The organism is Marinobacter sp. F4206, assembly GCF_019392195.1.
GTDB lineage: Bacteria > Pseudomonadota > Gammaproteobacteria > Pseudomonadales > Oleiphilaceae > Marinobacter.
Map to the genome: position 1 here is coordinate 1590894 of NZ_JAHXKI010000002.1, position 13426 is coordinate 1604319.

Below are 13426 nucleotides of genomic sequence, written 5' to 3' on the forward strand. Positions count from 1 at the left end.
CCAACACCGGCCGCCCGTCGTTATGCTGAAACGGATTCTGTCGTGTGTTTTGCTTGTTGTGCTCTCGATAGCCACTCCGGGGTTCGCCGCCGATGCCCCGCTGAAAGTTGGCATCACCGAAGTCCCCCCGTTCGTCATGCAGACCGAGGACGGTCAATGGGAGGGCATCAGCATTGACCTCTGGCGCACCGTCGCTGCGGGTATGGGCCGGGAGTTTGAATGGGTGCCACTGGCCTTCAGCGACCTTCTGACGGCCACCGAGAACGGTGAGATAGACGTGGCTGTCGGTGCCCTGACCATGACCGCCGACCGGGAGTCGCGTTTCGATTTCAGTCACCCGTTTTTCCAGACCGGCCTGTCGATCGCGATCCCGCCGCAACCGGAGCAAAGCCTGCTGGCCAGCCTGAAGGCGCTGATCAGCTGGCAGTTTGTCAGCGTCGTACTGGCCCTGGGCGCATTGCTGCTGGCCGTGGGTTTTGCGCTCTGGCTGGTGGAACGGCGGCGGAACCCGGAGCAGTTTGGCGGAACCGCGGCACAGGGCATTGGCTCAAGTTTCTGGTGGGCGGCGGTGACCATGACCACCGTTGGCTATGGCGACAAGGCGCCGGTCTCCTTTGCCGGTCGGCTCATTGCCCTGGTCTGGATGTTTGCCGGTTTGATCATGGTGGCCAGTTTTACCGCGGCGATCACCTCGTCGCTGACCGTCAGTAACCTTCGCACCGGTATTCAGGGCGTCGACGACCTGCCCGGCAAGGTCGTGGCCACGATCGACAACACGGCCAGCCAACGCTATCTGGAAGACCGGCGCATCCGCTACCAGACCTATCCGGACCTGACCTCCGCCATGGTGTCGGTGGCCGAGGGCGAAACCGATGCCATTGTCTACGATCGCGCGCTGCTGCAGTATCGGAACCAGCAACTCGGTCAGCAGCAACTGACCATTCTGCCCGGCATTTTCGCCGAGCAACTGTATGCCCTGGCGCTGCCCGAGGGGCGACCCCTGCGCGCCAGGGTTTCCCAGCAGATTCTGCGCATGACCGAATCCCAGGACTGGCGCAGCATACAGGCCAGCTACCTCGGCACCGAGTAACAGGGGAATGGTCGCAGCGTCCGCTGCGCCCGGGACGGTCAGGAACCGAACAGCGCAGACCGCAGTGGTTTCAGGAAACCGGCCGATTCCCGGGCATTGGCGTGGGTGCGTTTGCCATCGAACTCCAGAACGCCGTCCTCGATCGGCTCAAACCGAAGAATCTTTACGTCTTCCAGATAGTTCTGGGAGGCCTTCCACGGACCGTGCGTACCCTGACGGGGTAACTGGTCCGCGGCCCGCTTAACATAGCCCGAGTTGAGTGCACCCAGAATGGTGTCCTCGCCGCGGCTGTTCTCGGTGTCCCGGGCCATCACCACCCGGTAGCCACGCTTGTCCATCAGGTTCATCAACCGGCACAGGTACTCGGCGGCAATGTCCACTTTCAGGGTCCAGGAGATATTGGTGTAACCGAAGATCATGCCGGCGTTGGGCATCCCTTCCACCATGACGTTCTTGTAGATCACCTTGTCTTTCATCACCACCGCCTGGCCATCCACGCTCGGCTTGATCCCGCCAAGCATCTGGATCTCAAGGCCGGTGGCCGGAATGATGATATCCGCGTCCAGTTGCTCACCGGATTTCAGGCGAATCCCGGTTTCGGTGAAGCGGTCGATGTGATCGGTGGCGATGCTGGCCTTACCGGCTTTCAGGGCTTGGAACAGATCGCCGTCTTTGACTACGCACAGGCGCTGATCCCAGGGATCATAGTCCGGAGTGAAATGCCGCATGTCCGCCTCGCCGCCCACTTGGCGCCTTATAATGCCCAGGAACATCCGGCGCATGAATTTCGGGCTCTTGCGGGACCGCAGGTACAGGAAACGGGAAATCGCCACATTGCGGGCGCGAGTCAGCCGGTAGGCCACCGATTCCGGCAGGAATTTCTGCAGTCCAAGCGCCAGTTTGTCGGTGGACGGCAGGGGCATAAGATAGGTCGGAGACCGCTGGAGCATGGTTACATGGCTGGCTTGCTCAGCCAGCGTCGGCACCAGCGTAATCGCCGTTGCGCCACTGCCGATGACCACGATCTTCTTGCCGGCGTAATCCAGATCCTCCGGCCAGTGCTGGGGATGCACGATCTCGCCCTTGAACGTGCTTTCACCGGGAAAATCCGGCTTGTAACCGTGATCATAGTTGTAATAGCCGGTGCAGCCGATCAGGAAATTCGCGGTGTAGGTTTCGGACTCGCCGGTGCTTTCGTGTTCGGCGGTAACCCGCCAGCATTTGTCGACGCTGGACCAGTCGGCTGTTTTCACCGCCAGACCATAACGGATATGGCGCTCGACATCGTGTTCCTGTGCCGTTTCGCGCACGTACTGCTTGATTGAGGCCCCGTCCGCCAGCACCTTGCCGCCCACCCAGGGCCGGAAATTGTAGCCGAACGTGAACATGTCCGAATCGGACCGGATTCCGGGGTAACGGAACAGGTCCCAGGTCCCGCCCAGGGACTGGCGGCGTTCCAGAATGGCAAAGGATTTGCCCGGGCAGTCCCGATTCAGGTGGCAGGCCATTCCGATCCCGGATACGCCGGCGCCAATAATCAGGACATCCAGATGTTGCTCACTCATAACCCGCCTCTCGATTCCCTGTTGTTGTTGTGATCAAGCGTCTGGAATCAAGATAGCCCAGGCGGGGGCGGGTGGGAATTGGCCGGGCCGGTCTTACCGGGTCGTTGTTTGAGCCAGTTCACAAATGGCACAGGCCGAGTACTCGGCCCAGATCCGGTAGGCTTCCGCTCCGGGATGAAAACCATCAGCGGCCATGTATCCGGGCTCAAGCGGAAAGCCCACCGACAGGAACCGGGCACCGGTCCGGTTCCGGCAGAACTCGTCCAGTAACCCGTTCAGCTGTCGGGCCCGCAGCCCCAGATACCAGCGCAGGGGCTGGGGCAGCGCCGGAAACAGGTGCATGGGCGGAACGGCCGTGAACAGGGTATGACGCACGGAAAAACGGTCGGCCAACTGACCGGACAGTTCGTCCAGGTGGGTCAGCCACTGCCGGTCACGGGTGCGACCGGTGACATCATTCACGCCGATGGACACCAGCGCCACGTCAAAACTCGCCTCCGGCTCGCGGGCCAGCGCCCTGAGTACGTCCCCGGATGTCCGCCCGGTCTCGGCCAGCAGGCGCCAATGCAGCCGGAACCGCTGCCCGAGTTGCACCGCCAGTCGCCCTGCCAGAGCCTCGCTCTGGTTGAGCACTCCCACGCCTGCCGCCGCCGAGTCACCCACAATCAACAGCCGGAGCTCCGGCCCGGAGCCGGTCACCCCTTCCCGTTCGCCGTCCGGTTCCGGAAGGCGCGGTGTCACACGGCGCACATAGTGGCCCTGCCCGATCAGGATCGGTCCCAGGGTCAGGGTGGAAAGAGGGTAAAGCACGGGAGCCGAATCAGTCGTGATGGCCGATCGGGCCCTCCTTGAACAGGAACTCCCGCAGGTGTTTGTCCATGGTCGGATCCTTGCGGCGGATCCACTCCAGCACCATGGCGGCGTGCTCCTTCTCCTCATCCCGGTTGTGTTCTAGGATGGCCTTGAGTTCCGGGTCCTTGCAGGCGTCAACGCGCTGGTTGTACCAGTCTACCGCCTCGAACTCCTCCATCAGCGAGCTGACGGCACGGTGCATGTCGCGGGTGTCAGCAGTCAGCTCGGCCACCGGTTCGTGATAACTGTCATTGGCCATGATGCGATCCTTCTTGTGGGGTGGGCTGATAGCAATATCAGCGTAACGGAAGCTTCCGACTTTAGTGGAAATACCCCGGATTAAAAAGAGCCGGAACCCGGCAAGGATCCGATGGTCGTGTTTGAGCCTTTGGGCGCCCTGTGCCAAAGTCAGAAGGTCATTCAGCCCCCGGGACGCAACACCAATGAAAACCGTTTTCTCTCCCCTGCACAGCCGACGCGCCGTCAAAACCGAACTGGATGGCGGCATCCTGATCGATCCCCATGAAAAACCCTCCCGGGCGGAAACCATCCTCGCCCGGGTCAAGAGTCAAGGGCTCGGGGAGATCCTGGAGCCGGAGGAGTTCGGGCTGGAGCCAGTCAAGCGGGTACACCGCGCCGATTACGTTGCCTTCCTGGAACATTGCTGGGCCGACTGGGTCGCTGCCGGCAAGCCGGGCGAAGCCATTCCGGCGGTCTGGTGTGGTCGTGGTATGCGGGCCAGGATGCCCAAGGACATTGATGGCCGGCTGGGCTACTACAGCTTTGCCGCCGAAACCTCGATTTCCGACGGCACCTGGGAAGCCGCCCGGGCCTCCGTCAATGTTGCGCTGACGGCCCAGAAACTCGTGGCTCAGGGAGAGCGGGCCGCGTTCGCCCTGTGCCGGCCACCGGGCCACCATGCCCACGCCGACCTGTTCGGCGGTTACTGCTTTTTCAACAATGCCGCCATTGCGGCCCAGGCGTTCCGGGACCAGGGGGCCGAACGGGTGGCGATTCTCGACGTCGATTTCCATCACGGCAACGGCACCCAGGCCATCTTCTACAATCGCCGCGACGTGCTGACCCTTAGCCTGCACGGCGATCCGGAGCTGGTGTTTCCGCATTTTCTGGGCTTTGAGGATGAAACCGGTGAGGGTGAGGGCGAAGGCTACAACCTGAACATCGTGTACCCGCCCGGCACCCCCTACAGCACCTGGAGCCAGGGCCTGGAAACGGCCTGCGAGCGGATTGCCGGCTTTCAGCCGGACGCCCTGATTGTCGCGCTCGGTGTGGATACTTTCGAGGAGGACCCGATTTCGTTCTTCAAACTGAAATCGGAGGACTATCTCAGCCTGGGCCGGCGGCTTGAAGCCCTTGGACTGCCGACGGTGTTCACCATGGAAGGCGGCTACGACGTGGACGCCATCGGGGTCAACGCGGTCAATGTCATGCAGGGATTCGACGGAGCCTGAGGCCCCGGGGGGTCAGCCCTTGAACCCCTTGCCCAGCAGGTAGACTTCCCGGGAGCGGGCACGCGAGGAATCCGGTTTGCGCACCACGACCTTGTCAAATACGGCCCGAACCGCTTTCAGATACTCGTCGTACCCTTCGCCCTGGAACACCTTGGCCAGGAAGCTGCCCTTGGGCTTGAGCACCTGGCACGCCATGTCCAGCGCCAGTTCCACCAGGTACATGGACGAGGCCTGGTCGGCCACGGTCACGCCGCTGATGTTCGGGGCCATGTCGGAGATCACCACATCCACCGGGGTATCACCGAGGGTCGCCATGATCTGGTCGAACACCTCGTTCTCGGTGAAGTCTCCCTGAATGAATTCCACCCCGGCCACCGGGTCCATGGGCAGGATGTCGGAGGCGATGACCCGCCCCTTGTGGCCCACCAGTTTGGCCGCCACCTGGGACCAGCCGCCCGGGGCCGAGCCCAGGTCCATCACCACCATGTTGGGATGGATCAGGCGATCCTTCTTGTTGATCTCCAGGAGTTTGTAGCTGGCCCGGGAGCGATAACCGTCCACCTGCGCCTGTTTCACGAAGGGATCATTCACATGTTCTTCGAGCCAGCGGTTGCTGCTTTTGGATCGGGCCATAGGAACTCATCAGTCGGAAAGAAACCAGCGATCTATTGTACGTGGCGCGCCACCGCCCGGCAAAATCCTGACAACGGCGCCCGCCGCACGTACAATCGGGCCACCGGTATCCGTCCCGGGCCGGGTCCGGACGATCCCATGGGCACCAGCGGGCGACCAACGTGAACCTGAACGACATCCGAAAACTGCATCAGAAAAAATACCGCCAGGCCTTCGGACATTACCTGGTCGAGGGTGAGCATCTGGTGCTGGAACTGCAGAAAGCCGCCAGCACCCAGCCCACGCTGAAGAAAGCCGAGCTCTATGTCACCGCCGCCTACGAGCACTGGCAGAGCCCGTTCAGGACCCACCTGGTCAGTGACCGCCAGATGGCACAACTGGCCGACACTCAAAGCCCCCAGGGCATTCTGGCGGTGGTGCCCATGCCCGCACCAGACCCCGGACGGGCATCACCGGCGCCAGGCGAAAAGGCGATCTACCTTTACGAAGTCCAGGATCCGGGCAACCTCGGCACCATTCTGCGGACCCTCGCGTGGTTCGGTGGTTTCCGCTGCCTGCTCAGCCCCGGCAGCGTCGATCCCTACAACCCGAAAGTGGTGCGCGCGAGCATGGGCGCACTGTTCCACATTCCCCTGGCCACGGACGTGCCACTGTCCCAACTGGCCAGCCATTATGACCGCGTTGCCTGCCTCGACCTGAACGGGGCACCGCTGACCTCAACGGCATTCCGCCAGCATGATTGCTACCTGTTCGGCAACGAGGCCCGCGGGGTGCCGGCGCAAGCGCTCAAGGAACTGGCGGCCACGCCCTACACCATTCCGGGGCACGGCGACATCGAGTCGCTGAATCTCGCGACCTCGGTCAACATCTGTGCCTACGAACTGGTCCGGGGTTAACGGACGGCCGATGCTGAGCTTTTTCGGCAGTGGTTCTGGTGGATATCGTCATTGCCCGTAGCTTGCTAATTGGCGAGGATAGGGCCCTGATGCCCCAATCCGGATGACGATTATGGATGCCTATCTCCAACCCAGCGCCTTCTTTGACTACGACCAGCCCGAGCTCGAAGCCTGGATAGACCGGCAGCTGGAGGGGGTCCCCGGGGATCCGGTGGAACAGGTCAAGGCGCTGTACCTGGCGGTCCGGGACGGGGTCAGCTACAACCCCTACGTGTTCCGCACCGATCCAGACACGTTCAGCGCCAGCCACGCGCTGGCCAGCGGCGAGAGCTACTGCATCCCGAAAGCGGTCCTGCTAGGCGCGGCCGCCCGCTCCATCGGCGTTCCCAGCCGACTGGGCCTGGCGGATGTCCGCAACCACCTGTCCAGCCCGAAATTGATCCAGTGGCTGCAATCCGACATCTTCCGGATGCACGGCTTTATCGAGCTGTATCTGAACGGTCGCTGGGTGAAGGCAACGCCGGCATTCAACCGGCAGTTGTGCGACATGATGGGCGTGGCACCGCTGGAATTCGACGGTGTCAACGATTCGGTCTTCCAGGAATTTACCGATTCCGGCGATGCCCACATGGAGTACGTGAACGATCACGGCGTTTTCGACGACGTTCCCCATGATTTTATTGTGTCCGGCATTCGTAATGCCTATCCCCACCTGTTCGGTGACCACGACTTCACGCCGGCGGAGGGGACCAGTCTGGAAGCCGACCTCGGCCGATAACCGCCCGACCACCGCAAGCGTCAGTCCTGGCTGACCAGATTCTCCGCCTGGCCCTGCGTCGCCAGCGCCGAGGCAAAGGCGTCCATCAACTGGCTGGTATTGTGCCAGCGCGGCGCAGGGTCCGGGTTCAGGGCCTGGCTGAAGCGTTCAAACCGGACACTCCGCCAATGGTCCGGGTCCATAATGCGCTCCACGCGAGCGACATTCTTCCGGGTCGCCGGCTCCAGTTCGTAGCGCAGGAGTGGCACCTGGTCACCGGATACGAAATCCTGCCCCCGGTGGTAATCGTGCAGCAACAGCATCAGCAGACCACCGCCCATAAAATGGCGCCCCAGGCTGACCGCCAATTCCCCTTCCCTGATCGCCGCCAGCGCCCGGGGCTCCCAGTCGACACCCCCAATCACCAGGTCGGTGCCGGGCTGCATGCCCACCACCCGGGCCGCTTCAATGGCGCCCAGCGCCATGCCATCGCTCGCGCTCCAGATGGATTTCGTGTCCGGATAGCGCTTGAGCAGCACGCGGGTTTTCTTGCGGGCCTCTTCCGTACTCCAACCGGCGTGGACCAGTTGGGACAGGGTCGCCCTTTGATCGTTCACCACCTTGAGCAAGCCGGTGTTCCGGTCTTTCGCGGCTGAGGAGTCGCGGGTTCCGGACAGGGCAATCAGGGAGAGTGGTTGCGCCGGTTCAATCAGGCCAAGATCGCTTGCCTGCTGCCCCAGAATGTCTGTCAGCCGACGGCCCGCTGCGACGTTGTCCGGCGACAGGTGGCCAATCCAGTTGGCCAGGGATTGCCGGGGCAACCCCACAGCCCTCTGCGCCTCGGCGGGGACATCGGTATTGAAGGTGAAGACTTTCACTCCGGCATCGTTGGCAAGCCGGAGCATGCGTGCAGTGACTTCCTCCTTGCACATGAACACCAGGTAGTCGGGTTTGTCCGGTCGGTTAAGCACCGAGCGCAGGAGGTTAAGGTAACTGAATCGATGACTGTCCCGGTCGACCTCGATGCTGAGGTCCATTTCCAGGTCAGACGCCACGGCTGTCATGAAATCGGCGACCATGATCCAGAAGCGGGAATCGTCCGGGGACAGGAAGACAACGCTGGGGCGGGACTCTGCGTAAGCAGGGCTAAGCAAACAGACTGAAAGGAGGCAACCTACAACCAACCGAAGACGGGACTTCATAGCGCCACTTCCCCCTCGCAAGACCAGACATCCTGGGCAGATGTGGCCTAAACTACCCCAGAACCCCGATGCCGGACAAGCAGCCGCCGTCTGCCGTCAGTCGGAGTGCCAGAATCCGACCGACTGGCTGTCGAAATCAACGTACAGGTCGCCCGCCAACTGCTCATAAACACCCTGCTCCTTGAGCCGTCGCATTTCCCGGGACAGGTCCCCCAGAAACACCTGGTTGCGCTCGTTATTGTGGCAGGTCAGGCGATCGTAACTTTCCAGCAGCGGACGCTCGGGTGCGTAACTGAGGCCATCAAGGTAGGGGCGGACGTCGGGTATCGCGGCAATAATGGTATCGAAGCGATCATGATCCAGCATGGCGACATTAAGCTCGTCATTTTTTGCCCAGACAATGTCGATGTCGTACTCCGCCAGCAACGGATCCAGATAGGTTTCATGTCCGATCACGGCACCCACCTGCCGGCCCTTCAGTGAGGCCAGGCCTTCCGGTGGCGGTGATGCTTTCGTGGTGAACAAATGGTAGCTGAATTTCCCCAGCGGAAAACTGGCGATGACCGCCTTCTCGCCCAAGCGTCGTTCAAGCACTTCGGTAAAGGAATAGATACAGTCCGCACCGCCCTGTTCAAATACCAGCAGGGCGCGCTTGTAGGGATAGAACCGTTCATCCACATCCACCTGAAGGTTGGAGAGCGCACGGTCCAGAATTTTCTGGTACACACCGTTCTCGTTCTCGGTCAGCAGGTTGGATATATCGGGCACCGCCACGCGGATCGGAGCTTCCGCATGCAACTCAGTGGCATACAGCATCAGCCCAAGCAATGCCGTGCACAGGGCTCTACCAGAGATTGTCATACTGGGCGCAACGGTCCTTGATGGGTAGGCGTCTGTTTTTTCGTACAGCTGCGGTGAGTATGGCAAGCCCATGCCAGAGGGGCCAGAAAAACCTTGTAAAATCTGTGGTCTTTACCGGATAAAAAAAGGCACCGGATCGCTCCGGTGCCTGTCACTCTCGCCATCAAGGCAAGGGCAAGCCGTATCAGGCCGCCTGATCCTCGTCATCTTCCACCGAGTTCCGGATCAGGAAGTCGAAGGCACTCAGCGCCGCCTTTGAACCCTCACCCATGGAAATCACAATCTGCTTATAAGGCACGGTGGTGGCATCGCCGGCCGCGAAAACACCCGGAATGGAAGTTTCGTTGCGGTCGTTCACGATGATCTCACCGTGCTGGCTCAGCTCGATATCGCCTTTCAGCCACTCGGTGTTGGGCACCAGGCCAATCTGGACGAACACCCCTTCGAGAGCGACGTGGTGTTCTTCACCGGTGGTCCGGTCCTTATAGTTCAGACCGTTCACCTTGCCGTTCTCACCGGTAATTTCGGTGGTCTGGCCCGAGGTAATGATTTCCACGTTTTTCAGGCTCCGCAGCTTCTTCTGCAGCACCTCGTCAGCGCGCATTTCGGCACCAAACTCGATCAGGGTCACGTGGCCCACGATACCGGCCAGATCAATGGCCGCCTCGACACCGGAGTTGCCGCCGCCGATGACCGAAACACGCTTGCCTTTGAACAGCGGGCCATCGCAATGCGGGCAATAGGCCACGCCCTTGTTCCGGTATTCCTCCTCACCCGGAACGCCCAACTGACGCCAGCGCGCACCGGTCGACAGCACCAGGGTGCGGGCTTTCAGGGAAGCACCATTGGCAAGCCGGATTTCATGGGGCAAGCCCGGCTTGGAAGCGGGAATCAACTTCTCGGCCTGCTGCATGTTCATGATGTCGACGTCGTATTCCTTAACATGCTGCTCCATGGCGGCAACCAGTTTCGGACCCTCGGTGTAGGGAACGGAAATAAGGTTTTCGATGCCCATGGTGTCAGCAACCTGGCCACCGAAGCGCTCCGCCGCAATACCGGTGGAAATACCCTTGCGGGACGCATAGATGGCCGCGGAGGAACCGGCCGGGCCGCCACCGATCACCAGCACCTCGAAGGTGTCCTTCTGGTTGACCTTCTCGGCTTCCTTTTCGTCGGACTTGGTGTCCAGCCGGGCGGCAATCTCCTCCAGAGTCATCCGGCCCTGCCCCCAGGCCTCACCGTTCAGATACACGCTGGGCACCGCCATCACTTCGCGCTGCTCCACCTCATCTTGGAACAGGGCGCCATCAATGGAGGTGTGCTTGATGTTCGGATTCAGCACACTCATCAGGTTCAGAGCCTGGACCACATCCGGGCAGTTCTGGCAGGACAGGGAAAAATAGGTCTCGAACTCGAACGAACCGTCGAGATCTTTGATCTGTTCAATCACTTCCTGGCTCGCCTTGGAGGGGTGGCCGCCGACCTGCAGCAGTGCCAACACCAGGGAGGTGAACTCATGCCCCATGGGAATGCCCGCGAACCGGACACCGACGTCAGAACCGACGCGGTTAATGGCAAACGACGGACGGCGAACGTCGTCAGCGTCTTCGGTCCGAAGGCTGATTTTCTCGGACATCGGCTCGATTTCCTCGAGCAGCTGCTTCAGCTCCTGTGACTTTTCACCGTTATCGTACGCTGCAACCAGCTCGATCGGCTGCTGCAGTTTTTCCATGTAGGCTTTCAATTGCTCCTTGATACCTGCATCCAACATGTACGCTTTCCTCTTCGGCTAATGTGAAACCAAGTCACTGAATTCAAAATGGACTCTGAATTTGATGTATCGAACGATAAGGGTTGGAGAGTAAAGCCTCAAATTAATTGACCCAACCAGTTTAATAGGTCCTTGCTATACGGTGAATGGTGCTCGATAGCTCACGCCCGACTCCATGACCAATAGCTCATAGGCATTCCGCCGAACACCCTTTAAGATGAGGCCAGACACCGAAAAATCACCCCTCGCTATCGAGAGTAGGCAGAGCATGTTTCTAGATCGTTTTTACTCCCTCAAGGATGGGCGCGTCACCATCACCGCGCTGCAGGCCAGTCGCTTCGCCAAGGAAATAGCCGGGGACTTCAATCCGATTCACGACCCGGATGCCCGCCGGTTCTGCGTGCCAGGCGATCTCCTGTTCGCCGTTGTGCTCTCCCGGTTCGGCCTCTCGGCCAACATGACCTTCCAGTTCCGCAGCCTGCTGGGTGACGGCGTTGCGCTGGAATTCCGGGAACCGACCGAGGGCACCATTGAGGTCTGCGACGAAAACGGCAAAGTCTACCTTGAGGTAACCCGAAGCGGCGCCAATACCCGAGACGAAACCGTCATCGAGGACTTCACCCGCTGCTACGTCGCGGCCTCCGGAAAGAACTTCCCCCATACCCTGCAGCCGCTGATGGAATCGAAGGGAGTGATGTTCAACCCGGATCGGCCGATGGTCATGTACGAGAGCATGAGTCTCGCCCTCGATACGCTGGATGCCGCCGGACCTGAGCTGGAATTGCACAATGCCGACCTGGAAGCTAACGGCAAACGTGGCAATGTCACCCTGGAATACCGACTGCTGTCCGATGGCAAGCCGGTGGGTGAAGTGGCCAAACGTCTGGTGCTTGGCGGCCTGCGCCCCTATAGCCCCGACGCCATGGCCGGCGTTCTCGAGGAGTTCTACCGGCTCAAGGCCCGCGGGGCCGATTACGGCAGCAACGCCTGATCACGGCAAACGATTTATTCGTCCAACACAAAAACGGAGACCCGAGCAATGGCGATTCAGGCAGGTGAGCGGATACCGAATATTGAACTGCAGGTGATGGGCAGTAACGGGCCCGAGAAGGTCAGCACCGGCGATCTCTTTGCGGGAAAAAAGGTGGTGATGTTCGCCGTGCCCGGCGCGTTCACCCCGACCTGCTCGAAGGCACACCTTCCCGGTTTTGTCGTGGATGCCGACAAGATCAAGGCCAAGGGTGTGGACAGCATCATCTGCACCTCGGTGAACGACACCTTCGTGATGGATGCCTGGGGCAAGGCCAACAACGCCGAGCAAATTGTCATGCTGGCAGACGGCCTGGGTGAATTCGCCAACGCCGTCGGCCTGACCCAGGACCGAACAGCCACACAGATGGGCATTCGCAGCCAGCGCTACGCCATGATCGTCGACGACGGCATCATTACCTTGCTCAATGTCGATGAGCAGGGCCTGGAGAAAACCAGCTCCGAAGCCATTCTCGCCGCCCTGTAACACCTGCCCAAACGCAACGAACCCCGGATAAACCGGGGTTCGTCAGCAGTACCGGGACCGCAATGCAGACCCGACCTTTTCGTTTCACCTGAGAAGGGAAACTTAGATCTTACCTACCAGGTCCAGGGAAGGAGCGAGGGTCTCTTCGCCTTCTTTCCACTTGGCCGGGCATACTTCGCCGGGATGGTTACGAACGTACTGCGCCGCTTTCACCTTGCGCAGCAGGTCGTCTGCATCACGGCCAATGCCTTCAGCAGTGATTTCCATTGCCTGGATAACGCCATCCGGATCGATCAGGAAGGTGGCGCGATCCGCCAGGCCCTGACCTTCACGCATTACACCGAAGTTGTTGGTGATGGTGCCAGTCTGGTCGCCCACCATGAAGTAGTTGATCTTGCCGATGGTCTCGGAGCTGTCGTGCCAGGCTTTGTGGGTGAAGTGGGTGTCGGTGGACACGGAGAACACCTCAACACCCAGCTTCTGCAGCTCTTCGTACTTGTCAGCTACGTCGCCCAGCTCGGTCGGGCAAACGAAGGTGAAGTCGGCCGGGTAGAAGAAAAAGACAGACCACTTACCTTTTACGTCGGCTTCGCTGATGTCAACAAACTCGCCCTGCTTGAATGCGGTTGCGTTGAACGGTTTGATCTCGCTGTTAATGATGCCCATTAAAGCTAACTCCTTGTTGATGGATTCACAGATTGATGAATGAACGGCGCCTAAATTAACGATTTCAGCTACTGGGATAAAATTGATAATTCCCAAACCATAGATAGGCTAAACCTATTTTGAATAAAGGTGCGGCGAAGCCTCT

The 13426-nt window shown here is 60.3% G+C and carries 14 protein-coding genes; 6 read left to right on the forward strand and 8 right to left on the reverse strand.

Going from position 1 to position 13426, the window contains the following annotated elements:
• Positions 1-22 precede the first annotated feature (22 nt).
• Positions 23-1090, forward strand: coding sequence for a transporter substrate-binding domain-containing protein (locus KZO34_RS09720; protein WP_257900241.1), 1068 nt, complete (start codon positions 23-25; stop codon positions 1088-1090).
• Positions 1091-1128: 38 nt separating this feature from the next.
• Here KZO34_RS09720 and KZO34_RS09725 read toward each other — a convergent pair whose 3' ends face one another.
• The 3 genes from KZO34_RS09725 to KZO34_RS09735 form a co-directional block, all read right to left on the reverse strand.
• Complete coding sequence (locus KZO34_RS09725; protein WP_219476056.1) at positions 1129-2655, reverse strand: flavin-containing monooxygenase; 1527 nt, start codon at positions 2653-2655, stop codon at positions 1129-1131.
• Positions 2656-2748: 93 nt separating this feature from the next.
• On the reverse strand, positions 2749-3465 hold the full coding sequence (locus KZO34_RS09730) for an SGNH/GDSL hydrolase family protein (protein ID WP_219476057.1): 717 nt from the start codon (positions 3463-3465) through the stop codon (positions 2749-2751).
• A gap of 10 nt (positions 3466-3475) precedes the next feature.
• Positions 3476-3766 carry an encapsulin-associated ferritin-like protein gene (locus tag KZO34_RS09735; RefSeq protein WP_219476058.1) on the reverse strand — a complete coding sequence of 97 codons (291 nt, stop codon included), beginning with the start codon at positions 3764-3766 and terminating at the stop codon, positions 3476-3478.
• Positions 3767-3950: 184 nt separating this feature from the next.
• On the opposite strand from KZO34_RS09735, the gene KZO34_RS09740 reads away from it, so the two are divergent.
• Positions 3951-4979: a histone deacetylase family protein gene (locus tag KZO34_RS09740; RefSeq protein ID WP_219476059.1), complete on the forward strand. Its 1029-nt coding sequence runs from the start codon at positions 3951-3953 to the stop codon at positions 4977-4979.
• A 12-nt stretch (positions 4980-4991) separates the two neighbouring features.
• Here the strand turns inward: KZO34_RS09740 and rlmE are convergent, their stop codons facing one another.
• Positions 4992-5612: a 23S rRNA (uridine(2552)-2'-O)-methyltransferase RlmE gene (rlmE, locus tag KZO34_RS09745; protein ID WP_219476060.1), complete on the reverse strand. Its 621-nt coding sequence runs from the start codon at positions 5610-5612 to the stop codon at positions 4992-4994.
• Between the two features lie 161 nt (positions 5613-5773).
• Here rlmE and KZO34_RS09750 point away from each other — a divergent pair, with 161 nt between their 5' ends.
• A complete protein-coding gene (locus tag KZO34_RS09750; protein WP_219476061.1) occupies positions 5774-6508 on the forward strand; it encodes a TrmH family RNA methyltransferase in 735 nt (244 codons plus the stop codon).
• A gap of 112 nt (positions 6509-6620) precedes the next feature.
• Positions 6621-7286, forward strand: coding sequence for a transglutaminase-like domain-containing protein (locus KZO34_RS09755; protein WP_219476063.1), 666 nt, complete (start codon positions 6621-6623; stop codon positions 7284-7286).
• Positions 7287-7306: 20 nt separating this feature from the next.
• Here KZO34_RS09755 and KZO34_RS09760 read toward each other — a convergent pair whose 3' ends face one another.
• The 3 genes from KZO34_RS09760 to ahpF all read right to left on the reverse strand — a co-directional run bounded on the left by KZO34_RS09760 (position 7307) and on the right by ahpF (position 11099).
• A complete protein-coding gene (locus KZO34_RS09760) occupies positions 7307-8467 on the reverse strand; it encodes an ABC transporter substrate-binding protein (protein ID WP_219476065.1) in 1161 nt (386 codons plus the stop codon).
• Between the two features lie 96 nt (positions 8468-8563).
• Positions 8564-9328 carry a type 2 periplasmic-binding domain-containing protein gene (locus tag KZO34_RS09765; protein WP_219476067.1) on the reverse strand — a complete coding sequence of 255 codons (765 nt, stop codon included), beginning with the start codon at positions 9326-9328 and terminating at the stop codon, positions 8564-8566.
• Positions 9329-9512: 184 nt separating this feature from the next.
• The gene (ahpF, locus tag KZO34_RS09770; RefSeq protein ID WP_219476069.1) at positions 9513-11099 is read right to left on the reverse strand and encodes an alkyl hydroperoxide reductase subunit F; all 1587 of its coding nucleotides are present in this window, start codon (positions 11097-11099) and stop codon (positions 9513-9515) included.
• Between the two features lie 268 nt (positions 11100-11367).
• Here ahpF and KZO34_RS09775 point away from each other — a divergent pair, with 268 nt between their 5' ends.
• Together KZO34_RS09775 and KZO34_RS09780 are read left to right on the forward strand one after the other, a co-directional pair.
• Complete coding sequence (locus KZO34_RS09775) at positions 11368-12090, forward strand: DUF3581 domain-containing protein (RefSeq protein WP_219476071.1); 723 nt, start codon at positions 11368-11370, stop codon at positions 12088-12090.
• Positions 12091-12138: 48 nt separating this feature from the next.
• On the forward strand, positions 12139-12615 hold the full coding sequence (locus KZO34_RS09780) for a peroxiredoxin (RefSeq protein WP_219476073.1): 477 nt from the start codon (positions 12139-12141) through the stop codon (positions 12613-12615).
• A gap of 102 nt (positions 12616-12717) precedes the next feature.
• Here the strand turns inward: KZO34_RS09780 and ahpC are convergent, their stop codons facing one another.
• Positions 12718-13281: an alkyl hydroperoxide reductase subunit C gene (gene ahpC, locus KZO34_RS09785; protein ID WP_219476075.1), complete on the reverse strand. Its 564-nt coding sequence runs from the start codon at positions 13279-13281 to the stop codon at positions 12718-12720.
• Positions 13282-13426 lie beyond the last annotated feature (145 nt).